Raw genomic sequence first — 26,143 nt, 5'->3', positions numbered from 1 at the left:
ACCCGCCGGAAGCCGGTCCGGCCGTGCCGGCACACGCACATCGGCCGGCGGGTCAGCGTGTCGCGGCGGGGCCGTCGTTCGCAGACCGCGACGGGATTCCCGACCGCAACGGTTCTGCGACGCCGTGGAAGTTCCTGGCCGTCAACCACAGTCGGAGCAGGTGCCGCCGCTGGTCGAGGTCGGGGTGGTCTCGGTAGGCGTTGCGGGCGTGCAGGATGCGCCCGTTGTGCAGGATCTGGATGTCGCCGGGTTCGAAGACCATCTCGACGTGGAAGCGTGGCTCGTTGGCGATGGTCTCGACGAGCTCGAGGGCCTCGAGTTGGCCGGCGGTCAGCCGTGGAGCCTCCGGATGTCGTTGGGAGTCACGGATGTACCAGCTGATGTAGAACAGACGCGGCGCCCCGTCGATGTCGTTGAGGGGTGCGAGTTCGAAGTAGGGCGGCTGCCCCGGCGGCTCCTCGCCGTTGCGATCCCACGGCATGGGGGAGTAGAGCACTTCGAGCAGGTCCGGGCGTCGTCGCAACACCTCGTTGTAGATCGCCGCGGAACTGGCGATCAGGCTCTCTCCGCCGGCCTGCGCCTGGCTCAGGCACAGCAGCGAGACCAGGTCGGAACCGTCGGTGTGGAAGTCCTGACGTTCCCTCGTCCGGTAGAGCCGGACGGTGGGGTCGGTCCTGGTGATTCGTTCGTCACGAATGTGGGTGAGTACGGACCCTTCCCGGTCCTGGCCCACCGGCGTCCCGAGCATGGCACCCAGGGCGAGGTATGCGCGCTCGGTCTGCTCGGTGCCGAGCTCGTCGACGGGAAACCCGCGCAGGAGCACGAATCCACATCCGGCGCTGAGCGTGTGCGCCCACTCCTCGCAGCGGGACCGGAGGGTGGGGAACAGGCGCGACGGGTCGAGCCCGTCGGCCCTGCCCGCGTCGACGATCTCCGCCCGCTCGGCCTCCGACAGCACCACGGTCCACGTCGAGCTGTCCGGGAAGTCAGGTCTCGTCCAGACCGCGTCTGAATCCTGGGGTGAGCGGTCGGACACGTCGTCTCCCGGTGTGCGTGCGGTGTCGGGCGTGACCATCATGCCTGCCGGATCGGTGTGACGGGTAGGTTCGGCCGCCGCGGTGACGCAGCGGGCGCGCAGGGACTGACCGTCCGGGCGGTGGCTACAACCCGACCGCCCGGACGGTGGCTACAACCCGACCGCCGCCTCGAGGGCACCGAGTTCGTCGTCGAGGCATCCCAGCAGCGGAGCCAGTGGCGGCACGCTGCGACGGCATCCGGTGATGCCGAATGCGATCTCGTCGTCGGTGCTGGTGATGGTGATGTTCAGGGCCTGCCCGTCGACGGCGATCGACAGCGGGTACAGCGCAGTCAGCCGCGCGCCGTTCCAGTACAGCGGCATGCCCGGCCCCGGCACGTTGGAGATCATCACGTTCGGGGGCCGGATGGGCGCCCGCTCGCCGAAGAGCACCCCGAGCACCAGCGGAACGGCGCCGAGCGCGCTCATCGCCAGGATCTCGCCCGAACTCCTGGTGCTCATCTCCTCCTTGCCCTCACCCATCGTCTTGCGGACCGCGTCGAACCGCTCTGCGGGCTCCTCGAGATGGGTGGCCAGATTGCACGAGAGAAGCCCGAAGTCGTTGCCGGACTTGCTCTCCACGCCTTCCCGTCGCAGCGAGACCGGCACCAGTGCCACGAGGGGGTCGGCGGGGAGGACGTCGAGCTCGTCCAGATAGCTGCGCAGCGCACCGGAGCACATCGCGAGGACCACGTCGTTGATGGTGGCGTCGCCCGCCTTCGCGACGAGTCGGAGCCGCTCGATCGGCCAGGACCTGGCGGCGAAGCGGCGGGCCCCGCCGATCGGCACGTTGAGAATGCTCTTCGGGGCGGCGAGCGAGAGCGAGCCGCCGCGGTTGTTGCGCGCCCGGTCGACGGTGGTCGCGAGCACCGGCAGCAGGCCGAACGCGCCGCGAACCGCGCCCACGGCCGCGCCGGGCAGGCCGAGCAGGTTGAAGCCGTCGGGCGCGGCGGCCGGGACCCTCGCCGGACGATCCCGCGCCAGCGGCTCCCACGGCGCCGGCATCCCGCGCTCACCCGAGTCCTCGCTGAGCGTGCTGCGCAACAGCTTCATCGCGGAGACGCCGTCGGTCACCGCGTGGTGGATCTTCATGTACACGGCGAAGCGCCCGTCCGAGAGGCCCTCGATCAGGTGCATCTCCCACAGCGGCCGGTTGCGGTCGAGCAGGTGCGCGTGCAGCCGTGAGACCAACTCGAGGAGTTCCTTGACGCCGCCCGGTTGCGGCAGGGCGCTGTGACGAATGTGGTGGCTGAGGTCGACCTCGACGTCCTCTTCCCAGCCCCACTGCCCGAGCGAGGTCAGCGATCGCCGCGGGCGCTTGCGCAGCACCGGCGACACCGCCCCGCCGGCCAATGCGGAATCGAGCATGGCCCGCACATCGTCGGCATCGCCGCCTTCCGGCGGGGCCAAGAGCGCAAGCCCTCCTACGTGCATCGGATGCTCGCGAGACTCGCCGAGCAGGAACATCGAATCGGCCGGTGACATCGGTAATAGCATGATTTCGCCTGTTCTCTTTTAGCCCGTGCCCGGACCCTGCGGTCCGGCCCCCCGGGGGACCTCGATACAGGCCGCGTCCTGTGCGTGTTTCCCACCAAAACATCGCCATTGAATCAAGATCACGAACCTGGATCAGTAGTGATCTGTTCTACATGATTTGTGTGCGACCACCAACCCGAACGGGACACTCGGTGCGGCGCCCGGGTTCGAGTTCCGGGTTGGCGGCGATCCGGACTGCCCGCCGATCGGGAATCGGGGGTGGTGACCTGAGATCCGACGTCTGAACTGGACTCATGTCGCAACCGCGAGGTCACGACGAGTTTCCGTCACGGAGTCGGGGGACCCGAGAGGCCGACGACAGGGAGCGACTGCCGCAGTGCGTTCATTCAGAGTTCATTCATTCGATCGACCCGGAAAGGGCGCGCGATCGATTACGGCGATCGAAGTCCGCGACACTCCGAACCGTGTCCTTGTCCAATGGTCTGGGCGATTAATAGTCAAGGTTTCCCATTTTGGTTGAGGATTGATTCAATTCAATTTCTATCGAGTGCATCAGCGGCATTTGTGCCGAGCGTCGCTCACCGGCGCCGGAGGTGCGAGAGGCGTTGCCGGAGGCTGGGTCTGACGGGTGTGAGATCCACCGTCGGCCGCTCGGACGCGGCGGCCGTGGTGGCCTGGGCGAAGCGGGCGTGCAGTTGGGAGCGCACCTCGTCGGGGGAGTAGGCGCGGCGCTTGCGCTCGGCGCGGACCGTCAACGCCCCGGTGGCGGCGACGCCGACCACGCCGGCGAGGCCGACGAACTTCCACAGGTGCCTGCCTTCGATTCCCATCGCTCTAGGCTAGGTGGATGAGCAGGCGGATGCACGAATCACAGGTGAGCCTGGACGCGGCCGTCGAGGCCACCCGGACCGGCGACATCTGGATATTCCGTGGACATTCCGGCGCGGACCGGGCAATCCAGACGCTGACCAACAGCCCCGTCAACCACGTCGGGATGTCGGTGGTGCTCGACGACATGCCGCCGCTGATGTGGCATGCCGAGCTCGGACATTCGTTGCAGGACATGTGGACCGGGCGATTCCAGCGCGGCGTCCAGCTGCACGACCTGCGTCAGGCCGTGCAGGTCTGGGGCGCTCGGTACGGTCAGCGCGGCTGGCTGCGTCAGCTGGACCGGCCCGTCACCCGGGAGCAGGAGGACGAGCTGCTGCGGACCATTGCCCGGCTCGACGGCACCCCGTTCCCCTCGACGGCGAAGCTGGCCTCGCGCTGGTTCGGCGGCCGACTTCCGGCGTTGCGCAGGCGATCTCAGGAGGAGAAGGCCGCCGGGCTCGAGAGTGCGTACTGCGCCGAGGTGGTCGCGCAGACCTACGAGTCGATGGGTCTGCTCACCGAGCGGAAGAAGACGAACTGGTACGACCCGGGACGGTTCTGGAGCGGTGACCGACTGCCGCTGGCCCCGGGCGCCGAGCTGGGCCGGGAGATCGCCGTCCTGCTCAGCGACGATGACCTGGCGGCGGGTCGGCCACCGGACCCGCATCGCTGAGTGCGCCGAGCAGGGCGCGGTTCAGTTCGGCGGCGGGAATCATCGGCATGGTGTGGTGCGTGGTGCCGTCGACGACGACGGTGCGCAGTCGCGGGTTCGACTCCGCGACTGTGGCTTTCAGTTTCCTGCTGTCGTGCACCTTGCTGCCGGCGGCGAGGAGCACCGTGGTGGCGGGCGTCAGGGTGGCGAGAACGTCCCGGCCCGGGCGCTTGGGCACGACAGTTTTCGACTTCGGGAAATGCGCTGCGCCAAGGGCGATGAGCTCCAGCCAGTCCTCGTCGACGTCCCGGCCGTCGGTCTCCCACCGGATGAAGTCGCGTTGGCGCTTCTCGGTGGGCCGCACCAGCAGGGGGACCGCGCGCGCGAGGTACTGCGCGCGCATGCCGGTGAAGCACGAACTGGGGTCGAACAGCACCAGGTTCCTCACTCGGCCCGGCTCACGCAGCGCGTAGGCGAGCGCGATCATCGCCCCGTAGGAGTGGCCGACGAGACCGAACTCGTCCAGGCCCGCCGTCGTCACGACGGCGTCGAGCCAGGACGTGAGGTCCTCGGCGGTCCGCGGCGGCATGGCCCCGGCGGCGCTGCGGCCGGGGTCGCCCATCAGGTCGACCGCGAACACCCGGTGCCGCTCGGCGAGCGCGGCGACGTTCTCGAACCACACCGTCGACGTGGCCCCGCCGCCCGGCAGCAGTACCACCGGCGGGGCGTCGGTCGGCCCGCACACGTTGACCCGGGTGGTCCCGTGCGCCGACTCGAGGTCGACGCCGGTGACCTCGACCGGCCACTTCGCCAGCACGCGGTCATAGGCGCGGTAGAAGGCGGATCCTGCAGGGGTGGCTGCGAAGGCTGCCGTCGACAACGGGGGCATCGGGGTCTCCTCGTCTCAATTTAGTTCGATTGATCGAGATAATTGGTGTGTCGAGATAGTAGATTGGCCGGGTGATGTTGTCGAGCGGGAGGCCGTGATGGGTGTCGGACGCGAACCGGCCGGGGATTCCCTTGCCACCGTGCATCGTCTGCGGGCGCTGACGGTCGATCTGCACCTGCTGGGTGCGGAGTTCGCGCGCGTGCACGGACTGCACCCGACCGACGTCCGGGCATTGATCTGCCTCCTCGACGCGGACCGCGGCGGTCGGACGGCGACACCGGGGTGGTTGGCGCAGGAGCTCCACCTGAACTCGGCGTCGGTGACCGCGCTGGTCGACCGGATGGAGAAGGCGGGGCACGTCCGGCGCGAGCGCGACCCCGGCGACCGCAGGCGGGTCCTGCTGGCCGTCACGCCCGCGGCCATGGAGCTCGGCTGGTCGTTCTTCGGGCCGGTGATCGCGAACGCGTCCGCGGCCCTCGACGGTTACAGCGACGCGGAGAGGGCGACGGTCGTCAAGTTCCTGGGCGACATGCGATCCGCGATCGAGGCGGCCCGGCCGGGCGGGGACGTCGAGCGGTAGGCGGCAGGCCCGGATGGTGTGACCGGCGCCACAATTGTGCTGTGTCGGTCATCACCTTACGGCCGTGTAACTACCGCGATGTGACTTTCGGGGATCGCCGACCGGGCCTGCGGGAACCTCGAACCGGGAGTTCGGGAGCGGTACGGCTGTGCCAGAAACGTGCGTCGTGATCTGTCCGTGACCATCCCCTACGGTCAGAACCAGCCCGAAACAGCCGGGCAAACGCCGGTCCGCCACCGCTCGATCTCGCCCCGCGGACCGGAATCGCCGAAATCCCTTCAGGGGCGGGAGCGAGACGGACGCAGCACCAGGGCGACGACGCAGTTGTCGCCGGCGGTCCACCTCGCCGGCGGGAGCGGAGAGGATCCACGTTCATGACCGATTTCACCATCAAGCGCGCCCTCGGCGCCGTCGTCGCCACCGGCGCCCTCGTCGCGGTCCCGATGGCCCTGGCCACCGGAACCGCCTCCGCGCAGGGCCACGACTGGTCCGGCGTCGCGCAGTGCGAGAGCGGCGGCAACTGGAACACCAACACCGGTAACGGCTTCTCCGGTGGCCTGCAGTTCACCCCCAGCACCTGGGCGGCCTACGGCGGCACCGGCAACGCGGCGGACGCCAGCCAGGCCGAGCAGATCCGCGTCGCGGAGAACGTGCTCGCGGGCCAGGGCGCCGGTGCGTGGCCCGTGTGCGGTCAGTACCTGACCGCCGGCACCACCGCCGCCGGCTACGAGACCACGGTCTCCGACGTTGCCGAGCCGGTCCTGGCATCGGCCCCCGTCGCCTCCACCCCCGCTGTGTCCGCGCCGGCACCCGCGGGCGGCACCTACGTGGTCGTCTCGGGCGACACCCTCTCGGGCATCGCCGCCGCGCACGGCGTCTCGGTGGATTCGCTGGCCGGTCAGGTCCAGAACGTCGACCTGATCTTCCCGGGCCAGACCCTGTCGGTCTGACCTCGGCGCCGGTCTGACCTCGACGACGAGGGGGCGGGCCGAGTCACGTGACTAGGCCCGCCCCCTCGTCGTCGCCGCGGCGTGTCGCCGGGCGGCGGATCAGACGGTGAGGGTGCGGTCGGGGTGCACCCGGCCGCCGACCTCGATCCAGCCGTCGGGGGCGTAGACGGTGAAGATCTGCGACCCGCGGCCCTGGGTGATGTGCAGGCTGCGGCGCAGGTGGTCGGTGATCCGGACTGCCGCGGCGCCGGTGGCCTCGTCCTCGGGAACGCCCATGTCCGGGGCGAACATCCGGCTCCGGATCGCGCCCTCGCCGGCCCAGGCCCACACGTAGTGGTGCCCGCTGTCGTAGGCGGCCGCCCGGGCCGTGCGCACGGCCTCGGAGTCTGGCGCGGGGTGCAGCACGAACTCCGGCGCCCAGTCCGCCTTGGCGCGGATCCAGGTCAACCCGTCCGCGAATCGGGTGGTGACCGGCCCGGCCGGCACCTCGAGCGTCTCGATGTCGTGCCCGCGCTCGCGCAACCACCACGACAGCCCGACCGTGGGGTGTCCCGCGAAGGGCAGTTCGACGGCGGGTGTGTAGATCTGTGCATGCACGGAATCGGCTCCCGGCGTGGGCAGTTCGACGAAGACGGTCTCGCTGAAGCCCAGTTCGGCGGCCAGCGCCTGTCGGCCCGGGGGAGCGACGAGTGCCGCGTCCACGATGCCGAGCGGATTGCCGTGGCGGCCATCGGCGTCGGTGAAAACCCTGACTACCTCAACCTCGATACCCATCGCTAAACGATACCGCCAAACGCAACGTCCGGCCCGGAATGCAACTGTGCGCGGTCTCCTCCCCGTCGGGGTGGAGACCGCGCACAGTCGAGCGGAACTGACGATCAGGCGAGCGTCTCGCTGGCCACGATGGCCTGGGCGACGCCCTGGACGGTCGCGGCGACCTTGACGGCCTCCCAGACCTGCTCCTTGGTCATGCCCTCCTTGCGGACCACCGCGTCGTGGGCGGCGGTGCAGTCGTGGCAGCCGTTGATGGTCGAGACGGCGAGCGACCACAGCTCGAAGTCGACCTTCTCCACGCCGGGGTTGCCGATGATGTTCATCCGCAGACCCATTCGCACCTGGGCGAACTCGTCACCGAGGAAGCTCTTGGCCCGGTAGGCGACGTTGTTCATGCCCATGATCGAAGCGGCGCCGAGCGCGGCGTTGTAGGCCTCGGCCGACAGGTTGTCGGCAGCCTCCTCCGCGATCTCACGCAGCACGGTCGCCGACTTGCTGGCGGCCGCGCACGCGAGGAAGGTGCCCCAGAGCTGCTGCTCGGTGAGCTCGGTCGAGCGCGCGAGGGAGCCGAGGTTGAGCTTGAGGTCCTTCGCGTACTCGGGCAGCGAGTTCTTGAGGTTCTCGACGCTCATGGTCAGACGCTCTCGGAGAGCAGCTCGCCGACGTTGATGGTCGGGTCGCCCTTCTTCCAGTTGCAGGCGCACAGCTCGTCGGACTGCAGTGCGTCGAGCACGCGCAGCACCTCGTCGACGTTGCGGCCCACGGAGCCGGCGGTGACGGACACGAACTGGATCTCGTTGTTCGGGTCGACGATGAAGGTGGCGCGGTCCGCGACGCCGTCGGCGTTCAGGACGCCGGTGGCCTCGGCCAGCTCGCGCTTGAGGTCCGAGAGCATCGGGAAGGGCAGGGTCTTGAGCTCGTCGTGCTGCGCACGCCACTGGAAGTGCACGAACTCGTTGTCGACGGAGGCGCCGAGCACCTGCGCGTCGCGGTCCGCGAACTCCTCGTTGAGCTTGCCGAAGGCGGCGATCTCGGTGGGGCAGACGAAGGTGAAGTCCTTGGGCCAGAAGAACACGATGCGCCACTTGCCGGCGTAGTCGTCGCTGGTCACCTGGGTGAAGTAGTCGTCGGGCTGCTGCGCGTCGACCTTGGACAGGTCACCGCCGATGACAGCCTTGAGGTTGTAAGCCGGGAACTGGTCGCCGATGGTCAGCAGAGCCATGTGTGGTCCTCCTACTTGTGCGGGTCCACGGCGCGGTCGGCGCCGTGACTTCATCTCGGGCATGCGGCAGTACACCTGGCTGCGCCGGGGTCGGCGCACTGGTGCGGTCGGTGTACTGGTGGTTTCACCCGAGTGAGCCGCGGTGTTCTGCGCTCAACTCGGTATGACTCCATAGTGCCCGAAGCTATGCAAAAGGTAAAGGCGATAGGTGTCACTACACTGATAGGCATGGCTGATCAGACTTATCAACCCACACTGTCGCAGCTGCGTGCCTTCGTCGCGGTCGCCGAGTATCGCCACTTCGGTACCGCTGCAGCGCGTTTGGGTGTGAGTCAACCCACACTCTCGCAGGCGCTGGCGGCGCTGGAGAACGGCCTCGGCGTGCAGTTGATCGAGCGCAGCACCCGGCGCGTGCTGGTGACGCCGGCCGGCTCGCAGCTGCTCGCGCAGGCGAAGGTGATCCTGGAGGCGGCCGACGGATTCGTCGCGGCGGCCGCGGGTGTGGGGGAGGCGCTGACCGGGCCGCTGCGGATCGGGCTGATCCCGACGGTCGCGCCGTACGTGCTGCCCGTGCTGCTGCCGGCGTTGCGTGATCAGTTGCCCTCGGTGCGGCCGTTCGTGGTCGAGGACCAGACCGCCCGGCTGCTCGACTCGCTGCGCGTCGGGGTGCTCGACGTGGCGGTGCTGGCCTTGCCGTCCGAGGCGCCGGGGATGGTCGAGATCCCGGTCTACCAAGAGGATTTCGTGATGGTCGTGCCGGCGGGGCATGCGCTGGCCGGGCGAACGGACTTGTCGATCGACGTGCTCGACGAGCTGCCGCTGCTGCTCCTCGACGAGGGGCACTGCCTGCGCGACCAGACCCTGGACCTGTGCCGCTCGGTGGACGCGCGGCCGGTCTCCGGCGACACCCGCGCCACCTCGCTGACCACCGTGGTGCAGTGTGTCGCAGGCGGTCTCGGCGTGACCCTGGTTCCGGACTCGGCGGTCGCGGTCGAGACCGGCCGCGGCGACCTGGCCACCGCGCGGTTCGCGGCACCGGCGCCGGGCCGGGCGATCGGGCTGGTCTTCCGGGCGTCGAGCGGTCGCGCCGACGCCTACCGGGCGCTGGCGGAGTTGGTGACCTCGGTGGCGCCCAAGGGAACTCGGTAGCGAGCCCGGCTTTCGCTCATGAACGGGCGGCTACCGGGCGGGTCACCCGGCGGTTGTTCCGGTAACCGCCCGTTCGTCGGCGTTGTGTGTCAGCGGCGGCCGCGGCCGCCCGACCCCTTGCCGCTGCGCTTGCTCGCCGCGGCCTTGCCCGCCGTGCCCTTGGCCGGCGCGCCCTTGGCGCCCGACTTGCCGGCCGATCCCTTGGCTGAGCCCTTGGGTGAAGCCTTGCCGGACGGCAACTTTCCCGCCGCAGCCTTCGCGGCAGCCTTGTCCGCCGTCTTCTCCGACGCCTTCCGCTTCGGCGCGGGACCGGTCTCGGCGGCGGCGCGGCCACGGGAGCTGTTCGCGGTGCGCCCCCGCACGATGCCGATGAACTCCTCGACCAGGTCGGTGGTGGCGTCCTCCGGCCAGGCCAACGCGATCGGCGACTCGGGTGCCCCGGTCACCGGGCGGTACGTCAGGTCCTTGCGGTGGTGCAGCCGGGCCAGCGACTGGGGCACCACCACCACGCCGATCCCGGCGGCCACCAGTTCGACGGCATCTTCGGTGGTCTCGGGACGCTGGGCGGCCCGCTCGCCGGGCAGTGCGTCCCACTCGAGCAGGTCGTCGAGCGGATGCAGCACGATCTCCCCGGCCAGGTCCTCGACGCCGATCTCGTCGACCGCGGAGATGACGTGGTCCTTCGGGATCACGACCACCGGCGTCTCGGCGTAGAGCCGGATGACGCTCAGCGGCCGCGGGCCCTCGCGGTCGACGGGCAGGCGCACCAGTGCGGCGTCGACGGTGTCGTCCCGCAGCGCGTCGGCCACCTCGAGCGCGGGCAGGCTCACCAGTTCGAGTCGGACGTCGGGGAGGCGTTCGGCCCAGATTCGCGTCCACTTGGTGGGGGTGACACCGGCGACGTACGCCAGCCGGAAGGAGGGCGACGGCGCCGGATCGGTCATCGGTTCAGGCTACCGGTGCGCGCCGCGGCCCACGACCGGCGCACCGAGGGGGCCGTCGTCGCGGCCGCTCGTTACCCTTGACCCATGACGTCGCACAAGAGCGCCCAGAACATGAAGCCCGCAACCGCGGCAAAGAAGCTGGGCGTGTACCTCGAGGCCACCCCCGCCGAGTTCCAGGCGGGTCCGGTCACGCGCGACGAACTCGCCGCACTGCAGGCCGACCCCCCGGCGTGGCTCGTCGAACTGCGTGCCGTCGGCCCGCACCCGCGGCCCGTGGTCGCAGCCAAGCTCGGGGTCTCCATCGCGGGCCTGTCCCGCGGAGGCGTCGAGGAGGCGCTGACCACCGAGCAGATCGATGCCCTGCTCGCGGATCAGCCGGACTGGCTGCAGGCCGAACGCGCCTCGCTGGTGGAGGTCCGCAAGGACGAGAAGCGGATCAAGGAGCAGCAGGCGGCCCGTCGCGAGCAGTCCAACCGCCGGGAGCGGCACGCCAAGCCGATCATGCACCCGGCCGACAAGTAGGCGCGGCAGCCGGACAGTCAGAGACCAAGGTAGCGGCCGGGCATGGTGCCCGGCCGCTGTTTGTTGTCTGGGCACGATTCCCGCTCCGGGCGGCCAACGGGCTGCCCCTACACCTCCGGCGATAGACGCGCACCCCACCCCAGGGTGAAAAGACCCCTACCCTTGGGCTGAAAATCCCTATACCATGGCTACACCGTTCCGGTGCGCGAATCGGCGTAATCAGGTGCGGACCCCCCGCAAGGCAGCCGGAAGGTGCCGGTCAAGAGCGCTGGTGCCACGCGTTCAGGGCTGCCGTGAACGTAAGGATCGACCCACTGTGACGACCTCCGCCAAGTCATCCACCCGCCGCTTCGTCGCCAAGGTCGCGCTGACCGGTGCGCTCGCCGTGCTGCCCCTCGGACTTGCCGTGGGACCGGCCCTCGCCGGGACGCATGCGGGTAGCTGCAACTTCGACGGCAACGTGAAGTGGGTCAAGGACTGCCCCGACACGAAGTAGCCGGCCAGGCGCCCTGCGGCCCCGTCTGTGACGGGGCCGCCCCGGTGGGCTGCCCGCGAGGGCTGCCCGCTCAGCCCTCGATCACCTCGAACTCGTCGAAGACCACCTCGCCCGCGGCGTCCGACTCCGCGAGGTTCACCTCGCCGACCAGCGCCCAGCCGTGGTCGCCGATCGGGTCGGCCAGCGTCTGACGCACCCGCCACAGCTCCGGCTCGACGGAGACGGTGAACAGCTGCGGTCCGCGCGCGTCCGGGCCGGTGCCGATCTCGTCGTACTCCTCGAAGTACAGCTCCATCAGGTCCGACCAGTCCTCGGCCTCGAGCCCGTCGCCCAGCTCGGCGAGCAGGTCCCAGCGCTTGCGCGCGGCCAGCGAGACCCGCTTGAACATCGCGTTGCGGATCATCACCTTGAACGCGCGGGTGTTCGCCGAGACCGGCCGCGGGATGTCCGCGCCGAACGCGATCTGCTGATCGTCGGCCTCGACGCCCGGGTTGGTCAGCTGCTCCCACTCGTCGAGCAGCGACGAGTCCACCTGACGGATCAGCTCGCCGAGCCACTCCGTGATGTCCTCGAGCTCCTCGGTCCGCGCCGAGTCCGGCACCGTCTGCCGCAGGGCCCGGTACGCGTCGGCCAGGTACCGCAGCACCAGCCCCTCGGAGCGGGTCAGGCCGTAGTGGCTCACCAGTTCGGCGAACGTCATCGACTTCTCCACCATGTCCCGGACCACGGACTTGGGGGAGAGGGCGAACTCCGAGACCCAGGGGTGCCCGCCGCGGTACATCTCGAACGCGGGGAAGAGCAGGTCCGCCAGTGGCTTCGGCCAGGTGACCTCCTCGAGCAGCTCCATCCGCTCGTCGTACTCGATGCCGTCGGCCTTCATCTGCGCGACCGCTTCGCCCCGGGCCTGGTGCTGCTGGCCCATCAGGATCTGACGCGGGTCGTCGAGCGTCGACTCGATCACCGAGACCACGTCGAGGGCGTAGGTCGGCGCCTCCACGTCCAGCAACTCGATCGCCGCCAGCGCGAAGGGCGAGAGCGGCTGGTTGAGCGCGAAGTCGCGCTGCAGGTCCACCGTCAGCCGGGCCATCGAGCCGTCCGCGTCAGGTTCGTCGAGCTGCTCGACGATGCCGGCCTGCAGCAGCCCCCGGTACAGCGCGATGGCCCGCAAGATGTGCTTGCGTTGCTGCGCGCGCGTCTCGTGGCTGTCCTCGAGCAGGTGCCGCATCGCGTCGAAACAGTTGCCGGGGCGCGCGATCACGTTGAGCAGCATCGAGTTCGACACCTGGAAGCGCGACGTCAGCTGTTCCGGCGACGCCGACACGAGCCGCTCGAAGGTCGGCTCGCCCCAGGAGACGAAGCCCTCCGGCGCCTTCTTGCGCTGGATCTTCTTCAGCTTCTTCGGGTCGTCGCCGGCCTTGGCGACCATCCGGTAGTTCTCGATGTCGTGCTCGGGTGCCTGCACGACCACGGTGCCCATGGTGTCGTACCCGGCGCGGCCGGCCCGGCCGGCGATCTGGTGGAACTCGCGGGCCCGCAGGTGGCGGGTGCGGGTGCCGTCGTACTTGGTGAGCCCGGTCAGCAGCACCGTGCGGATCGGCACGTTGATGCCGACGCCGAGGGTGTCGGTACCGCAGATGACCTTGAGCAGCCCGTCCTGTGCCAGCTTCTCGACCAGCCGCCGGTACTTCGGCAGCATGCCCGCGTGGTGGACGCCGATACCGTGACGGACCAAGCGGGACAAAGTCTTACCGAAGCCGGTGGTGAACCGGAAGGAGCCGATGGCCTCCGCGATGGCGTCCTTCTCGGCTCGGGAGCTGAAGTTCACGCTGGTCAGCGCCTGCGCGCGCTCGAGCGCTGCGGCCTGGGTGAAGTGCACCACGTACACCGGCGCCTGGTTGGTGGTGGCGAGCTCCTCGATGGTCTCGCCGACGGGGGTGCGCGCGTACGAGAAGGTCAGCGGCACGGGACGTTCGGTGCCGCCGACCACGGTGGTGGGCCGACCCGTCCGGCGGGTGAGGTCCTCCTGGAAGAACGAGACGTCGCCGAGGGTCGCGGACATCAGCAGGAACTGCGCGTTCGGCAGCTCGATCAGCGGAACCTGCCAGGCCCAGCCGCGGTCCGGTTCCGAGTAGTAGTGGAACTCGTCCATCACCACCTGGCCGATGTCGGCACCGGCGCCCTGGCGTAGCGCCAGGTTCGCGACGATCTCCGCGGTCGCGCAGATGATCGGTGCCGACGAGTTCACCGCCGCGTCACCGGTCATCATGCCGACGTTCTCGGCGCCGAACACCTCGCAGAGGGCGAAGAACTTCTCGCTGACCAGCGCCTTGATCGGCGCGGTGTAGAAGGTGCGACGTCCCGCGGCGAGGGCGGCGAAGTGAGCGCCGATCGCGACCATCGACTTCCCGGACCCGGTGGGGGTGGACAGGATGACGTTGGCACCGGAGACCACCTCGATCAGCGACTCCTCCTGCGCGGGGTAGAGGGTCAGGCCCTGGCCCGTCGCCCACTCGGAGAAGGCGTCGAAGAGGGAGTCGGCGTCGGGGCTGGCGGGGACGAGGTCGGTGAGGAGCACCGATACAGGCTATGCGGTCGCGCTCAGGTGGCGTTGCGCTCGTCCGCCCCCATGGCGCCGAGCACCGCCTCGCGGGTCGACGTCGACCCGGTGATGTGGGCCTCGCCGACGCCCGCGATCAGCGTCTGCCGCCACGCCTCGACGTCGAACTCGTGCGGCTGGGTGGACTCGACGAACTCCTCGATCACCCGCAGGAAGCGAATCGGGTCGTCGTGGAACGGGAAGTGCCCGCTGCCGGCGAAGATCTCCAACCGCGACTCCGGCAGCGCCGAGTGCGCCAGGTACGCATGGGTGACCGGGATGACGGAGTCGACGTCGCCCCAGATGATCTGCACCGGGAGCTGCCCCGTGAGGTAACACCGGTCGAGCATCGTGACCACCTGGCCGCGCCAGTCCACCACGGCGCGCAGCGTCCGCAGGAATGCCTCGCGGGCGGTGGGGTCGGGCAGGTCACTGAGGACGCGGACGAGGTCGGGCGCGTCGTGGAAGACGGTCACGGACTTGAACGGTCCCCGGTAGAGCTGGTCGGCGACCTTGCCGAGCACGCTCAGCGCGGTCATGCAGCCGGGCACCTGCAGCAGACTCAGGGCCGCGCCCGCCACCGGCACGGACGCGAACCGCAGGGCGGGGTTGACGTCCTTGGTGACGCCGCCCGGCGCGACCACCACGAGTCGCTCGACCATCTGCGGGAACTGGTAGGCGAACTGCAGGGCGACGCCGCCGCCCAGTGAGTGCCCGATCACCGTGGCCCGCTCGATGCCCAGCACGGTGAGCAGGTCCCGCATGCCGTTGGCGTAGGCCGCGATCGAGTAGTCGGCGCGCGGCTTGTCGGAGCGGCCGTGACCGAGCAGGTCCGGGGCGATGACGGTGAAGTTTTTCGCCAGGTGCGGAATCACCTCGTTCCAGGTGGACGAGTTGTCCCCGATCCCGTGGATCAGCAGCAGCGCCGGCCCGGAACCGGCGATCCGGAATGCGCGCCGGTACCCGTGGATGGTCCGGAACACCAGGCGGGGTTCGGTATCCGGCACGGTGCGCAGGGCGCGGTCTCGGCGTGCACTCATTCTCGTCTCCTGTCGCCGGGCCGATCCGGCTGTCCCCGGTCGGCCCCCGTACCTGGACGATCGTACGGTTGGCGCCCCCGACGCGCCCCCCGAACAGTGAAACGCGTTACATTTTCGGCTCGTCCGAGTCGGGGTTGTCGCCGAGTCCGGCCTGCTCAGCGAGGAATCGCTCGAACTCGGCGCCGAGTTCGTCGCCGCTCGGCAGGTCGCCGTCCGTGGCCAGGAGGCTGGACTGCTGCTCCTGTGCGGCCACGTAGGTGTCGTACTGGCGCTCCAGTGCGTGCACCACGGACTGGACCTCCTCGTTGCCGGTGATCTGCGCGTCGACCTGCTCGCGAACCCGCGCCGCGGCCTCGCCCAGCGCGGCCAGCGGGAGCTCCAGGTCGCCGGTCTCGCAGAGGTTCTCGAGCAGCGTCTCGGCGGCGGCCGGATAGTCGGTCTGTGCGAGGTAGTGCGGCACGTGCACCGAGTAGCCCAGCGACTCGTGGCCGTGCTGCGCCATCCGCAGTTCGAGCAGCGAGGAGGCACTGCCGGGGATCTGCAGCTCGCCGGCCCAGCTCTGGTTCTCGCCGATCAGGTCCTTGTTGGTCGAGTGCGCGGTCACGCCGAGGGGCCGGGTGTGCGGGATCGCCATCGGGATCGCGCCGAGGCCGATGGTCCGCCGCACCCCGAGCTGCTCGGCGAGCAGCCGGACGGCGGTGGTGAACCGCTCCCACTTCAGGTCCGGCTCCAGGCCCGCAAGCAGCAGGAACGGCGTGCCGGCGGTGTCCTTGAGCGCGTAGAGGTTCAGCTGCGGCTCGTCGTAGTCGGAGAAGTGGTCCGCCTTGAACGTCATGGTGGGCCGACGCGACCGGTAGTCGATCAGCTCGTCCACCGCGAACGAGGCGACCAGTTCCGACTCGAGGCTCTCGCGCAGGTGGGTGGTCGCGATCTTGACCGCGTGCCCGGCATCGGAAAAGCCCTCGAGACCGTGGACCAGCACCGGGCCGCGCCCGTCCCCGGGCATGACCTGAGGCGCCGGGAATTCGAGCTCATACATTCTCGACTGATCGTCCATCGTGACCCCTTCGCTTCTTCGTTCCCTATCAGTGTCCCTCACGAGGCGCCGATGTGCTCACACCCGTCTGTCGGTGGAAAGCATCCCGGCAGCGCGTTCATTCCCGGGCGAAAGGGGATTGCGCTCACAGCGAAACGGGCGGTTTGGGGTGTGGCGCGGCCGCGACGCGTGACCGGCCTGTGCGACTGGCCGGGGCCGGGGTGGCAGAGTGGTCGGTGTCGGCTCCTGACGGCGCCGGCCAACGCCCGAACCGCTGTTCACCGCGTAACCCGGTGTCTCGTACCGCTGTGCCACTGCACCCTGGAGGATCGAAGTTGACTCGCCGCATCCTGGTCGCCGGTCTCGCCGCCGCGTCCCTGGCCCTCGCCGGGTGTTCGTCGACCGTGGCGGGCGTCGCCGCGCCGACCCCGGAGACGGGCGACTCGGCCACCATCGACGCCTCGCTCGGTTCGATGTTGTTGACGCCGACCGACTTCCCGGCCCCGTACGAGGCCATCGTGCTGCCGTCGCAGGCGGTGGCACAGGCCGCGGCCGACCTCAGCGGCATCCCGGCCGGCGCGAAGGTGGACCCGGCGGGGTGCAAGCCGCCGAACCAGGACTACAGCGCGGACGGCACCGCGATGATCGTGGGCACCGACAACGCGAACCGGGCCACCATCTCCGTCGAGCTGATGCGGACCGCGACCCCGCTCTCCGTTCGCGAGAAGGAGATCGGCAACTGCCTCGAGGTGACCACCACCAAGAACGGGGCCACCGCGACGGTGAAGACCGCGATCGTGCCCGCGCCTCCGCTGAACGCGGACGACACGTTGGCGTTGCGGCAGACGGTGACCTCCGGCGCCGGGGCCGAGACGGTCACACAGTCGACGCTCTCGCTGATCGCGCAGGTCAGGGACGTGCGGGTGTCGGCGACGTTCATGTCGTTCGGTGCCGGGGTGCCCGACTCCGCGACCCTGGACCAGGTGTTCACCGAGGCCGTGGCGCGGGTCAACGCCGAGGCCTGACCGGGCAGGAGGCCTGACGGCGGGCCCCTCCTGTCCACCCGCCTGTGGATGGCTGTCCGTTCATCCACAGGGCAACTGAAAGCCCAGGTCGAGGCCCGGGTCGAAGCCGGCGGCCGGGGCAGGGTCCGGGGCATGGCAACCATGCACCCGAACCCGCACCCCGAGATGCCCGGCTCGGTCCGGATCACGGACCCCGGCGACCTGATCGCGGCAATCCCGGCGATGCTCGGATTCTGCCCGGAACGCTCGCTGGTGGTGATCGGCTTCGCCGCGGTGGGCGACCGCGGCCGCTGCGCCGTGCGGGCCGTGATGCGTCACGACCTGCCCGACAGCGGGATCGACCCGCCCGATCTCGAACCCCTGTACCGGATCGCCGGGGTGTGCGGGCGCGAGGACTTCGAGTTCGCCGTGGCGGTGGTGATCGACGAGGACGACTCGGCCGGCGCCCGCCGGATGCACGCGTACCTGCTCGAGGTGCTGCGGGACTTCCTCGCCGAGCGCGGCGTCCCGTTGCGGGAGTCCTTCGAGCTGGCGGCGCTGGAGGCGGGCGCGCCGTGGTGTGGACGACGCGGCGACGGCGACGGCGGTGTGCTGCCGGATCCCGGGGCGTCCCAACTGGCCGCGACCCTCGTGTTCGAGGGCCGTGTCATCCACCCCACCCGCGAGGATCTGGCGGACGTGCTGCGCCCGGACGGCGAGGACGGTCGGCGGCGGTTGGCGCTGCTGCTCGCCCGGGCCCGCGCGGATTCGGAGCCGACCCCGCCGCCGGGTGCGGCCGCGGGATCGCCCGCCGGCGAGATGCCCGACGAACTTGCCCGCGTGCTGCTCGAGTCGGTCCTGACCGCGATCGCCCGGGCGGAGTCGAGGGAAGAGTTCGCCGACCGTGACCTGGTGGAGATCGCGCTGGCGCTCGCGGTGCCGACGGTCCGCGACGCCCTGCTGGGGCTGGCTCTCACCGAGGAGGCCGCGGCGGCCGAGCGGATGTGGCTGCGGCTGGCGCGGGCGTTGCCGCCGCCGGACTGCGCGGAGGCGGCGACGATGTTCGGGTTCAGTGCCTACGCGCGCGGCGACGGCCCGCTGGCGGGCATAGCGTTGGGGGCGGCGCTCGGCGCGCACCCGGGGCACCGGCTGGCGGGTCTGCTGGACGAGGCCATGCAGCGTGGGGTGCGGCCGGAAGCGGTGACGGATCTTGCCCGGACCGGTCTCGACGTGGCAGACCGGCTCGGTGTGACGTTGCCGCCGGTCAGCTGAAGTTGTGGGCGATGACGGCCTCGACCAGTGCGGCGGTGGGGAAGTCGGCCATCACGATGCCGGTGCGGCCGGTGGTCCCCGCTTGCAGGTACTCCGTGGCGCGCGAATTCATCCCGGGGTGCCCGGGCGCGCCGGCGGCAATCGTGACGGGCACTGCGCCGGACGCCATCGCAACCGGGTCGGGGACGCCGGTGGCACTGAGGTGGTTGACGAACAGGGTGTCCGGTGCGCCGACATCGGCGCGCTCGAACTGGACTCGGGCCGCGTCCCATTTCTGCGGGAGGTCGGCGAGGTTGCCGAGCTGGTAGTCGTCCTGGATGTCCGTGTGCGGACCGGCCCACTGGGGGCCGAAAGACTTTGTGGTGGTGAAGTTCTGCAAGATGACAAGCTTGCCACGGGTCTCGCCCAGGGTGGGGAGGGCGCCGTCGTACCCGGCGGGAGGGGTCCACAGGTGAGTGTCGAGCAGGTCCCGGGTGTCCGGGTTGTCGTGGATGTACCAGTCGAGGGTGTCCTCGTAGGTGCGGGTGTTCTCGGCCTCCGTGTGCTCGCTCTTCATCCGCATCAGCACCGTCTCCGTGGGGTGTGCGCGGAGGAAGTCGGTGGCCTGTCGGACCACGTCGGTGAAGTTGGCGTCGAGGTACTCGAGGCTGTGGTGAATCGGAAAGGCGTCCCGGAAGTGCCGGGTGCGGATGTCCAGGGCGCGGACCCCGGCCTCGAGTTGCACCGGCAACGAGCGATCCTGGGTCTGCGCGAGAACCGATGCGCCCGTGGTCATGGTGTCGTGGGTGCCGGGAACCGAGAGGGTGGCGAGGCTCGCGGAGTCGGGCAGCCCGGCCATCCAGTCCGGGTCGTGGGCGGTGTCGAGTCCGCTGTCCGACCCCGCCGACAGGGTCGACGACCCGGCGGACCCGGCCGGCATGGCGACCGTGGTGGGGGCGCTGACCAGCAGGGACGCCGCGGCGAGGAAGGTGGCCGCGACGAGCGGCATCAGGGTGTGTCTGCGGGCCACTTTTCGGCCGCGGAGCTCGGGGGTCAGCACCATGGTCGGCAGCATGGCATGCAGCGCCGACCCCCGAGGTCCTTTCTGCGAACAGGTGCGCTCAGCCGCGGCGGGCCGAGTGCGAACGGTCTCCGAGCTCCTGCAGGAAAGTCCATGCATCGGAGACGATCTCGTCGAGGTCGGTTCGCTCCGGACGCCACCCGAGCTCGGCCATCGCGCGCTCGCTCGACGCCACGAGCACCGCCGGGTCGCCCGCGCGACGCGGCGCGTCCTCCGCCGCGATCGGCAGCCCGGTCACCCGACGGCATGCCGAGATCACCTCGCGGACACTGAAACCGGCGCCGCTGCCGAGGTTGTAGATGCCGTGCGTGCCGGCGCTCGCCTTCTCCAGCGCGAGCAGGTGCGCCTCGGCCAGGTCGAGGACGTGGATGTAGTCCCGGACCGCGGTGCCGTCCGGTGTCGGCCAGTCCGTGCCGAACACCGAGATCTTGTCCCGCTGCCTGAGCGCCACCTGCAGCACCAACGGGATGAGATGTGTTTCCACAACCCGGTTTTCGCCCGCTCCGCGGTAGGCCCCCGCGACGTTGAAGTACCGCAGGCTGGTCGCGGCCAGGCCGTACGCCTGGCAGTAGGAGGTGATCGCGTGGTCGATCGCCAGCTTGGTCGCCCCGTACGGGTTGGTCGGGCGGGTCGGGTCCGACTCGGTGATCGGGGAGCGGTCGGGTTCGCCGTACGTCGCCGCGGTGGACGAGAACACCAACCGCGGCGTGCCGGAGACCCGGATCGCCTCCAGCAGCGCGAGAGTGGTGACGACGTTTCCGCGCCAGTACTTCTCGGGCTCGAGCACCGACTCGCCGACCAGGGACTGCGCCGCGAAGTGCAGCACACCGTCGAACCGCGGCCCGTCCGAACCGTCGCCGAGGACCGACGCGGCCACCTCGCCGACGTCGCCCTCGACGAACTGTGCGCCCGCGGGGACCGCGTCCGCGTTGCCGGTCGACAGGTCGTCGACCACCACCACCTCGTGACCGCGCTCGATCAGCACCGTCGCGCACACACTGCCTACGTATCCGGCTCCGCCGGTGACGAGAAGTCGCACTGGCCGCTAGACCTGCTTGACCTGGACTGCGTGTGCCATCTCCTCGGGGAGTTCGACCCCGTCGTGCCCGGGCACCGTGATCGTCACCGAGCCCGGCGTGCGCTCGACGGTGACGCGTGCGTCCGGCACCACGCCGGCCGCGCGCAGCTGCACGATCACGTCGGGATCGGACTGCACGTGCTCGGCGAGCCTGCGGACCACCACGGCGGTCGGCTTGCCCTGCGGCACGTCGGTGAGCCGGATCAGCGTCTCGACGTTGTCCACGGGACGGTCCAGCCCCAGCTGGTCCAGGCCGGGAATCGGGTTGCCGTACGGCGATGTGGTGGGGTTGTTGAGCACCTTCACCAGGCGCCGCTCGACGTCCTCGCTCATCACGTGCTCCCAGCGGCACGCCTCGGCATGCACCTGGTCCCACTCGAGTCCGATCACGTCCACCAGCAGCCGCTCGGCCAGCCGGTGCTTGCGCATCACGGAGACCGCGAGGTCGCGTCCCCGGTCGGTCAGTTCGAGATGGCGGTCGCCGGCGACCCGCAGCAGCCCGTCGCGCTCCATGCGCGCCACAGTCTGGCTCACGGTCGGGCCACTCTGCTCGAGCCGCTCGGCAATACGCGCCCGCAGCGGAACTACGCCTTCCTCCTCGAGGTCGTAGATCGTCCGGAGGTACATCTCCGTTGTGTCGACAAGATCCTTCACGCTCACGCCCCTTCGTCTGCGCCGATTCTACCTGGCTGTGCCGCACTTTCGGTTCGGCACCGACAGTCGGGGCACCCCCGCGCCGAATACCCCACCAGGTGTGGCGCCCCCGGTCCACCCGACCCGCCGTTCGCGCCCGGCGAGGGTGCGCACGTAGCGTGGATCCATGGCCCTGAATTCCCCTCACCCTCCCGCCACGGATCGGCCGCCGACCGGCGGCGTCGTGGTGTGGAGCCCGGAGTACCTGGACTACCGGTGGAGCGCAGACCACCCGATGAACCCGACCCGGCTGGACCTCACCATGGGGCTCGCCCGCGGGCTCGGCCTGATCGAGGGCGTGGAACTGGTCCGGCCTGCGGCGGCGTCGGACGGTGACCTGATGCGGATCCACACGCCGGCCTACGTCGCGGCGGTCAAGGCTGCCGGCCACGGGACCGTGCAGGGGCTGGCCGACGCCCGGGCCGACGGCGCCGCGGCGCCACACGGGCTCGGCACCGAGGACAACCCGATCTTCCCGCGGATGCACGAGGCGAGCGCGATCCTGGCGGGCGGGTCGCTGGCGGCGGCCAAGGAGATCGCGTCCGGCCGGGCCCGCCGGGCGGTGAGCATCGGCGGTGGCATGCACCACGCGATGCCCGACTACGCCTCCGGGTTCTGCGTCTACAACGACGCCGCGATCGCCATTTCCTGGTTGCTGGAGAACGGATTCGACCGGATCGCCTACATCGACGTCGACGCCCACCACGGCGACGGCGTGCAGCACGCGTTCCTCGGCGACCCTCGGGTGCTGACGATCTCGCTCCACCAGCACCCGGCGACGTTGTGGCCCAACACCGGATGGTCGAGTGAGGTCGGGGCCGGTGCGGGCGAGGGCACCTCGGTGAACCTCCCGGTGCTGCCCGGCACGGTGGACTCGGTGTGGCTGAGGGGATTTCACGCGGTGGTCCCGGCCGCGGTGGCCGCGTTCAAGCCGCAGATCGTGATCAGTCAGTGCGGTGTGGACAGCCATCGGGAGGACCCGCTGGCGGACCTGTCACTGACCGTCGACGGCCAGCGGGCGGCCTTCCGGGCGATGCGGGACCTCGCCGACCGCTACGCCGACGGACGCTGGCTCGCCCTCGGCGGCGGCGGTTACGGGCTGATCCGGGTGGTACCGCGCGCCTGGACGCACCTGATCGCGACTGCGCTCGACCGCGACCTGGACCCGCAGACCGCGGTGCCGGGGTCCTGGCGCGATCGGGTCGCGGGCCTGGCGCCGGAGGTGGCCGCGCCCGAGACGATGAGCGACGGGAGTTCGGGGGACTACCGGCCGTGGGACGGTCCCGGCGGCACCGTCGAGACCGGGGTGGAGAGCGTCGACCGTGCGCTGGTCCGGTTGGACTCGGCCATCATCGCCACCCGGCGGGCAACGTTCCCACTGCTCGGACTCGATCCGGAGGATCCCCGTGACTGACCTGAACGACACCGCCGATGCCACGCCGGCCGCGCACGCGCAGTTCCCGCCGCACTGGGTGGTCGACGTGCTCGCGACCGACGGCGGCGCGGTGCACCTGCGCCCGATCACCCCGGCCGACGCCGACCGGCTGATCGCCTTCCACGCCAAGCTTTCCGAGCGGACGCGGTACCTGCGCTACTTCGGGCCGTACCCGACCATGTCCAACCGCGACCTGGTCCGGTTCACCACCGTGGACCACCACAACCGGGTCGCCTTCGTCGCGGTCCTCGGGGACGAGATCATCGCCGTCGGCCGGTACGAGCGGTTGCTCGAGGTCGGCGACGGGAACTCCGCCGAGGTCGCCTTCGTGGTGGCCGACGCGCACCAGGGCCGCGGGCTCGGCTCGATCCTGCTCGAGCACCTGGCGGCGGCCGCCGCCGAGAACGGCCTGACCATGTTCGTCGCCGAGGTGCTGGCCGAGAACCGCAGCATGCTCAGTGTGTTCCGCGAGGCCGGTTACCAGGTGAGCCGCAGCTTCGACGGCGGTGTGTTGCGACTCGAGTTCGCCATCGACCCCACCGAGGCGCTGGTCAACGTGCGCAACGCCCGGGAGCGGTCGGCGGAGGCGCGCAGCGTCCGGAACCTGCTCAGCCCGCAGTCGGTGGCGGTGATCGGCGCGTCCACCGACGACGCGAAGGTGGGCAACGCGGTGCTGCGCAACCTCCTCGGCGCCGGTTTCTCCGGTCCGGTCTACCCGGTCAACGCGGAGCGCCGCTCCGTGCGGGGGGTGCGCGCGTACCCGTCGGTGCGGGACATTCCCGACGACGTCGACCTCGCCGTCGTCGCGGTGCCCGCCGAGGCGATCGACTCGGTGCTCGACGACTGCCTCGCCAAGGGCGTCAAGGCGCTGGTGGTGGTGTCCGCGGGATTCAGCGAGACCGGTCCCGACGGCAGTCAGTCCGAGCGGCGCCTGGTGCACGCGGCGCGCGCACACGGGATGCGGTTGGTCGGACCGAACGCGCTGGGCGTGGCGAACACCAGCCCGGCGGTGCGGCTGAACGCGACCCTGGCGCCGGCGCTGCCGCCGGCCGGCCGGGTGGGCTTCTTCTGCCAGTCCGGTGCCCTCGGCATCGCGATCCTCGACGAGGCCGCGCGCCGCCGACTCGGCCTGTCCACTTTCGTCTCCGCGGGCAACCGCGCCGACGTGTCCGGCAACGACCTGCTGCAGTACTGGGACTCCGACCCGGAGACCGAGGTGGTGCTGCTGTACCTGGAGAGCTTCGGCAACCCGCGCAAGTTCTCCCGGATCGCGCGCCGGGTGGCCCGGAACAAGCCGATCGTGGCGGTGAAGTCCGGTCGGCACGCGGTGCCGCCCGCGTTGGCCGCCACCGGGGTGGAGATCGACGACTCCATCGTGTCCGCGCTGTTCGAGCAGGCCGGCGTGGTTCAGGTCGGGTCCATCGCCCAACTCTTCGACTGCGCCGTGATCTTCGGCTACCAGCCGTTGCCGGCCGGACCCCGGCTGGCGGTGGTCGGCAACTCCACCGCGCTGGGGGTCCTGGCGGCCGACGCGGCCCGCAGCGAGGGGCTCGACGTGCGTGACCCCGTCGACCTGGGTGCCCAGGCGACCCCCGAGGAGTTCGCGGGCGCCGTGACCGCGGCGATCGACTCCGACGACGTGGACTCGGTGATCGCGGTGTTCGTGCCGCCGGTGGCGATGGACGCCGAGCCGTACGCGAAGGCGCTGCGTGAGGCAGCGTGCGACACCAGCAAGCCGATCGTCTCGACATTCCTTGCCGCCGAGGGTATCCCGGACCTCCTGGCGGTGCGCGGGCCGGACGGAAGCCCGGTGCGCGGCTCGGTGCCGTCCTATCCCGGCCCCGAGCGGGCGGCACTCGCGTTGGCGCGGGCCTGGCGCTACGCGCAGTGGAAGACGCGGCCCGTCTCGAAGGTGGTGCGGCCGGGCGGGATCGATGCCGACCGCGCCGCCCGGCTGGTGGACACCTGGCTCGGCGACGGGGAAGGGCGCTGGCTCAGTGACTTCGAGGCGGCCGAACTGCTCGCCTGCTACGGCGTGCCGGTGATCGAGTTCGCCGCCGCGACAGGCGAGGACGAGGCGGTGGCGGCCGCCGAGGCGCTCGGCTTCCCGGTCGCCGTCAAGGCCACCGGCGAGCAGTGGCGGCACCGACCCGACCTGGGTGGTGTGCGGCTGGACCTGACCACCGCGGACTCAGTCCGCGTCGCGTACCGGGACCTGGCCGCCGCGTCAGGGGAGCCGCTGCTGCACGTGCAGAAGATGGCGACCAAGGGCATCGGCTGCGTGGTCGCGGTCCAGGACGACCCGTCGTTCGGCTCGCTGATCTCGTTCGGACTGGCCGGGGTGATCTCGGACCTGCTGGGCGACCGGGCCTACCGGGTACTCCCGGTCACCGAGGACGAAGCCGCCGAGCTGATCGACGCGCCCAAGGCCGCGCCGCTGCTCTCCGGTTACCGCAGCGCGCCGACCGTGGACAAGGCGGCTCTGGTGGAACTGGTGCAGCGGATCTCGGCGCTCGGCGACGACCTGCCCGAGGTGCGCGAGCTGGTGTGCGAACCGGTGCTGGCCAGCGCGTCCGGGGCCGTTGTCACCGACGCGCGGGTGCGGATCGGCCCGGAGCCGAGCGGCCGGGTGGACCTGGGGCCCCGCCGGCTCCGATAGCCCGGGCGCCCCCGGTCGCGGGCGGGGTCAGGCCGCGTCGGGCACCACGACGACGGTCCGGTGGCCGTGACGGACCAGGCTGCCGGACACCGAGGTGCCGAGGAGTCGTTCGACCCAGGACAGCATGCGGTGGCGGGGACTGCCGACGAGGATCATCGTTGCGTCGTTCTCCCGGGCGACGGTGCGCAGCAGGTTCGCCGGATCGCCGCGGGCGCAGTGGTAGGTCCACCGCTGCGAGCACGCGGCCATCAGCCGTTCGGTCTCGGCCCGGGCCCGGTCGAGGTGCCCCAGGATCTGTTCGTCGAAGTCCCGCAACTCGGGGTCGACGGGGATGTCCTCGATGTCGACGACGTGCACCACGTCGAGGTGGGCGTTCAGCGACGTGGCGAGTTCGATCGCGTAGGCGAGCGCGCGGTGGCTGGGGCCATGGTCGTCCAGCCCGACCACCAGGTGCTGGGTGACCGGGCCGTGGCCGAGCGGATGCTCGACGCGGGTGCGGTCCCGCCAGTCCCGCGCGGGGACCGGCGCGGCCGGGGTCGACGGGACCCCGGTGGGGCGACGGTGCCGGTGGCTGGCGGTCATTGCGCACCTCCGGTGCTCGGCGGTCCAGCACCACCATCATGCTCCGGAGGCCGCCCGGGGGCACAGAG

General features: G+C 70.6%; 25 protein-coding genes. 10 read left to right on the top strand and 15 right to left on the bottom strand.

The genetic code is table 11. The features are described from left to right. Positions 1-52: 52 nt before the first annotated feature. The 3 genes from RT2_RS07860 to RT2_RS07850 all read right to left on the bottom strand — a co-directional run bounded on the left by RT2_RS07860 (position 53) and on the right by RT2_RS07850 (position 3,402). Complete coding sequence (locus tag RT2_RS07860; RefSeq protein WP_245709170.1) at positions 53-1,036, bottom strand: TauD/TfdA family dioxygenase; 984 nt, start codon at positions 1,034-1,036, stop codon at positions 53-55. A gap of 150 nt (positions 1,037-1,186) precedes the next feature. Beyond that, positions 1,187-2,572, bottom strand: coding sequence for a WS/DGAT/MGAT family O-acyltransferase (locus RT2_RS07855; protein ID WP_072844041.1), 1,386 nt, complete (start codon positions 2,570-2,572; stop codon positions 1,187-1,189). A 578-nt stretch (positions 2,573-3,150) separates the two neighbouring features. Further along, on the bottom strand, positions 3,151-3,402 hold the full coding sequence (locus RT2_RS07850; RefSeq protein ID WP_072844039.1) for a hypothetical protein: 252 nt from the start codon (positions 3,400-3,402) through the stop codon (positions 3,151-3,153). 17 nt (positions 3,403-3,419) lie between these two features. On the opposite strand from RT2_RS07850, the gene RT2_RS07845 reads away from it, so the two are divergent. Beyond that, a complete protein-coding gene (locus tag RT2_RS07845) occupies positions 3,420-4,115 on the top strand; it encodes a hypothetical protein (RefSeq protein ID WP_072844037.1) in 696 nt (231 codons plus the stop codon). Here RT2_RS07845 and RT2_RS07840 read toward each other — a convergent pair. Continuing rightward, positions 4,066-4,983 carry an alpha/beta fold hydrolase gene (locus tag RT2_RS07840; RefSeq protein WP_072844035.1) on the bottom strand — a complete coding sequence of 306 codons (918 nt, stop codon included), beginning with the start codon at positions 4,981-4,983 and terminating at the stop codon, positions 4,066-4,068. The two genes, RT2_RS07845 and RT2_RS07840, sit on opposite strands and share 50 nt — an antisense overlap. 97 nt (positions 4,984-5,080) lie before the next feature. On the opposite strand from RT2_RS07840, the gene RT2_RS07835 reads away from it, so the two are divergent. Further along, on the top strand, positions 5,081-5,563 hold the full coding sequence (locus RT2_RS07835) for a MarR family winged helix-turn-helix transcriptional regulator (protein ID WP_072844034.1): 483 nt from the start codon (positions 5,081-5,083) through the stop codon (positions 5,561-5,563). A gap of 374 nt (positions 5,564-5,937) precedes the next feature. Continuing rightward, positions 5,938-6,513 (top strand): LysM peptidoglycan-binding domain-containing protein, encoded by a 576-nt coding sequence (locus RT2_RS07830; protein WP_072844032.1) that lies wholly within the window; start codon positions 5,938-5,940, stop codon positions 6,511-6,513. Between the two features lie 99 nt (positions 6,514-6,612). On the opposite strand, the gene RT2_RS07825 is transcribed toward RT2_RS07830, so the two are convergent. From RT2_RS07825 to RT2_RS07815, 3 genes are all read right to left on the bottom strand, one after another. Beyond that, positions 6,613-7,287, bottom strand: a complete 675-nt coding sequence (locus RT2_RS07825) for a PhzF family phenazine biosynthesis protein (RefSeq protein ID WP_072844030.1) — start codon at positions 7,285-7,287, stop codon at positions 6,613-6,615. 104 nt (positions 7,288-7,391) lie between these two features. Continuing rightward, positions 7,392-7,919 carry an alkylhydroperoxidase, AhpD family gene (ahpD, locus tag RT2_RS07820; RefSeq protein ID WP_072844028.1) on the bottom strand — a complete coding sequence of 176 codons (528 nt, stop codon included), beginning with the start codon at positions 7,917-7,919 and terminating at the stop codon, positions 7,392-7,394. 2 nt (positions 7,920-7,921) lie between these two features. Beyond that, a complete protein-coding gene (locus RT2_RS07815) occupies positions 7,922-8,509 on the bottom strand; it encodes a peroxiredoxin (RefSeq protein WP_072844027.1) in 588 nt (195 codons plus the stop codon). A gap of 228 nt (positions 8,510-8,737) precedes the next feature. Between RT2_RS07815 and RT2_RS07810 the strand changes: the two genes are divergently transcribed. Continuing rightward, complete coding sequence (locus RT2_RS07810) at positions 8,738-9,658, top strand: hydrogen peroxide-inducible genes activator (protein WP_072844025.1); 921 nt, start codon at positions 8,738-8,740, stop codon at positions 9,656-9,658. Between the two features lie 89 nt (positions 9,659-9,747). On the opposite strand, the gene RT2_RS07805 is transcribed toward RT2_RS07810, so the two are convergent. Next, the gene (locus RT2_RS07805) at positions 9,748-10,602 is read right to left on the bottom strand and encodes a LysR substrate-binding domain-containing protein (protein ID WP_072844023.1); all 855 of its coding nucleotides are present in this window, start codon (positions 10,600-10,602) and stop codon (positions 9,748-9,750) included. An 84-nt stretch (positions 10,603-10,686) separates the two neighbouring features. Here RT2_RS07805 and RT2_RS07800 point away from each other — a divergent pair, with 84 nt between their 5' ends. Both RT2_RS07800 and RT2_RS07795 read left to right on the top strand, forming a co-directional pair. After that, positions 10,687-11,124, top strand: a complete 438-nt coding sequence (locus RT2_RS07800; RefSeq protein ID WP_072844021.1) for a DUF5997 family protein — start codon at positions 10,687-10,689, stop codon at positions 11,122-11,124. 316 nt (positions 11,125-11,440) lie between these two features. Continuing rightward, positions 11,441-11,620, top strand: coding sequence for a hypothetical protein (locus RT2_RS07795; RefSeq protein ID WP_072844019.1), 180 nt, complete (start codon positions 11,441-11,443; stop codon positions 11,618-11,620). A gap of 70 nt (positions 11,621-11,690) precedes the next feature. Here RT2_RS07795 and RT2_RS07790 read toward each other — a convergent pair whose 3' ends face one another. The 3 genes from RT2_RS07790 to RT2_RS07780 all read right to left on the bottom strand — a co-directional run bounded on the left by RT2_RS07790 (position 11,691) and on the right by RT2_RS07780 (position 16,313). Then, a complete protein-coding gene (locus RT2_RS07790; protein ID WP_072844017.1) occupies positions 11,691-14,195 on the bottom strand; it encodes a DEAD/DEAH box helicase in 2,505 nt (834 codons plus the stop codon). Between the two features lie 23 nt (positions 14,196-14,218). Continuing rightward, entirely contained in the window at positions 14,219-15,256 is a 1,038-nt protein-coding gene (locus tag RT2_RS07785; protein WP_072844015.1) for an alpha/beta fold hydrolase, read from the bottom strand. A gap of 106 nt (positions 15,257-15,362) precedes the next feature. Then, on the bottom strand, positions 15,363-16,313 hold the full coding sequence (locus tag RT2_RS07780) for a proteasome assembly chaperone family protein (protein WP_072844013.1): 951 nt from the start codon (positions 16,311-16,313) through the stop codon (positions 15,363-15,365). A 314-nt stretch (positions 16,314-16,627) separates the two neighbouring features. Here RT2_RS07780 and RT2_RS07775 point away from each other — a divergent pair, with 314 nt between their 5' ends. After that, complete coding sequence (locus RT2_RS07775) at positions 16,628-17,317, top strand: sensor domain-containing protein (protein ID WP_245709169.1); 690 nt, start codon at positions 16,628-16,630, stop codon at positions 17,315-17,317. 132 nt (positions 17,318-17,449) lie between these two features. Then, the gene (locus RT2_RS07770) at positions 17,450-18,568 is read left to right on the top strand and encodes a DUF4192 domain-containing protein (protein WP_169888208.1); all 1,119 of its coding nucleotides are present in this window, start codon (positions 17,450-17,452) and stop codon (positions 18,566-18,568) included. Here the strand turns inward: RT2_RS07770 and RT2_RS07765 are convergent. Genes RT2_RS07765 through RT2_RS07755 form a run of 3 tightly spaced genes read right to left on the bottom strand, consistent with a single transcriptional unit; the run spans position 18,561 to position 21,360 of the window. Continuing rightward, positions 18,561-19,610 (bottom strand): phosphatidylinositol-specific phospholipase C, encoded by a 1,050-nt coding sequence (locus tag RT2_RS07765; protein WP_245709168.1) that lies wholly within the window; start codon positions 19,608-19,610, stop codon positions 18,561-18,563. The genes RT2_RS07770 and RT2_RS07765 overlap by 8 nt on opposite strands. A gap of 58 nt (positions 19,611-19,668) precedes the next feature. Next, on the bottom strand, positions 19,669-20,667 hold the full coding sequence (galE, locus tag RT2_RS07760) for a UDP-glucose 4-epimerase GalE (RefSeq protein WP_072844011.1): 999 nt from the start codon (positions 20,665-20,667) through the stop codon (positions 19,669-19,671). Between the two features lie 6 nt (positions 20,668-20,673). Then, complete coding sequence (locus RT2_RS07755) at positions 20,674-21,360, bottom strand: iron-dependent transcriptional repressor DtxR (RefSeq protein WP_072844246.1); 687 nt, start codon at positions 21,358-21,360, stop codon at positions 20,674-20,676. 166 nt (positions 21,361-21,526) lie between these two features. Here RT2_RS07755 and RT2_RS07750 point away from each other — a divergent pair, with 166 nt between their 5' ends. Then, the gene (locus RT2_RS07750; protein ID WP_072844010.1) at positions 21,527-22,813 is read left to right on the top strand and encodes an acetoin utilization protein AcuC; all 1,287 of its coding nucleotides are present in this window, start codon (positions 21,527-21,529) and stop codon (positions 22,811-22,813) included. Further along, positions 22,806-25,493, top strand: a complete 2,688-nt coding sequence (locus tag RT2_RS07745) for a bifunctional acetate--CoA ligase family protein/GNAT family N-acetyltransferase (RefSeq protein ID WP_371851144.1) — start codon at positions 22,806-22,808, stop codon at positions 25,491-25,493. The genes RT2_RS07750 and RT2_RS07745 overlap by 8 nt, the downstream gene beginning before the upstream one ends. A gap of 27 nt (positions 25,494-25,520) precedes the next feature. Here the strand turns inward: RT2_RS07745 and RT2_RS07740 are convergent, their stop codons facing one another. Beyond that, complete coding sequence (locus RT2_RS07740; RefSeq protein WP_072844008.1) at positions 25,521-26,075, bottom strand: universal stress protein; 555 nt, start codon at positions 26,073-26,075, stop codon at positions 25,521-25,523. Between the last annotated feature and the right edge of the window lie 68 nt (positions 26,076-26,143).

This window comes from Rhodococcus tukisamuensis NBRC 100609, assembly GCF_001894985.1.
Classification (GTDB): domain Bacteria; phylum Actinomycetota; class Actinomycetes; order Mycobacteriales; family Mycobacteriaceae; genus Rhodococcus_G; species Rhodococcus_G tukisamuensis.
The sequence above is the reverse complement of the archived record's forward strand: the minus strand, read 5'-3'. Positions and strand labels throughout refer to the sequence as shown.

Excerpts from the sequence above, each read along its gene's own strand:
- RT2_RS07855 (WP_072844041.1), bottom strand. The coding sequence starts at position 2,572 with ATGCTATTACCGATGTCACCGGCCGATTCGATGTTCCTGCTCGGCGAG.
- RT2_RS07850 (WP_072844039.1), bottom strand. The coding sequence starts at position 3,402 with ATGGGAATCGAAGGCAGGCACCTGTGGAAGTTCGTCGGCCTCGCCGGC.
- RT2_RS07845 (WP_072844037.1), top strand. The coding sequence starts at position 3,420 with ATGAGCAGGCGGATGCACGAATCACAGGTGAGCCTGGACGCGGCCGTC.
- RT2_RS07840 (WP_072844035.1), bottom strand. The coding sequence starts at position 4,983 with ATGCCCCCGTTGTCGACGGCAGCCTTCGCAGCCACCCCTGCAGGATCC.
- RT2_RS07835 (WP_072844034.1), top strand. The coding sequence starts at position 5,081 with ATGGGTGTCGGACGCGAACCGGCCGGGGATTCCCTTGCCACCGTGCAT.
- RT2_RS07830 (WP_072844032.1), top strand. The coding sequence starts at position 5,938 with ATGACCGATTTCACCATCAAGCGCGCCCTCGGCGCCGTCGTCGCCACC.
- RT2_RS07825 (WP_072844030.1), bottom strand. The coding sequence starts at position 7,287 with ATGGGTATCGAGGTTGAGGTAGTCAGGGTTTTCACCGACGCCGATGGC.
- ahpD (WP_072844028.1), bottom strand. The coding sequence starts at position 7,919 with ATGAGCGTCGAGAACCTCAAGAACTCGCTGCCCGAGTACGCGAAGGAC.
- RT2_RS07815 (WP_072844027.1), bottom strand. The coding sequence starts at position 8,509 with ATGGCTCTGCTGACCATCGGCGACCAGTTCCCGGCTTACAACCTCAAG.
- RT2_RS07810 (WP_072844025.1), top strand. The coding sequence starts at position 8,738 with ATGGCTGATCAGACTTATCAACCCACACTGTCGCAGCTGCGTGCCTTC.
- RT2_RS07805 (WP_072844023.1), bottom strand. The coding sequence starts at position 10,602 with ATGACCGATCCGGCGCCGTCGCCCTCCTTCCGGCTGGCGTACGTCGCC.
- RT2_RS07800 (WP_072844021.1), top strand. The coding sequence starts at position 10,687 with ATGACGTCGCACAAGAGCGCCCAGAACATGAAGCCCGCAACCGCGGCA.
- RT2_RS07785 (WP_072844015.1), bottom strand. The coding sequence starts at position 15,256 with ATGAGTGCACGCCGAGACCGCGCCCTGCGCACCGTGCCGGATACCGAA.
- RT2_RS07780 (WP_072844013.1), bottom strand. The coding sequence starts at position 16,313 with ATGGACGATCAGTCGAGAATGTATGAGCTCGAATTCCCGGCGCCTCAG.
- RT2_RS07770 (WP_169888208.1), top strand. The coding sequence starts at position 17,450 with ATGGCAACCATGCACCCGAACCCGCACCCCGAGATGCCCGGCTCGGTC.
- RT2_RS07765 (WP_245709168.1), bottom strand. The coding sequence starts at position 19,610 with ATGGTGCTGACCCCCGAGCTCCGCGGCCGAAAAGTGGCCCGCAGACAC.
- RT2_RS07750 (WP_072844010.1), top strand. The coding sequence starts at position 21,527 with ATGGCCCTGAATTCCCCTCACCCTCCCGCCACGGATCGGCCGCCGACC.
- RT2_RS07740 (WP_072844008.1), bottom strand. The coding sequence starts at position 26,075 with ATGACCGCCAGCCACCGGCACCGTCGCCCCACCGGGGTCCCGTCGACC.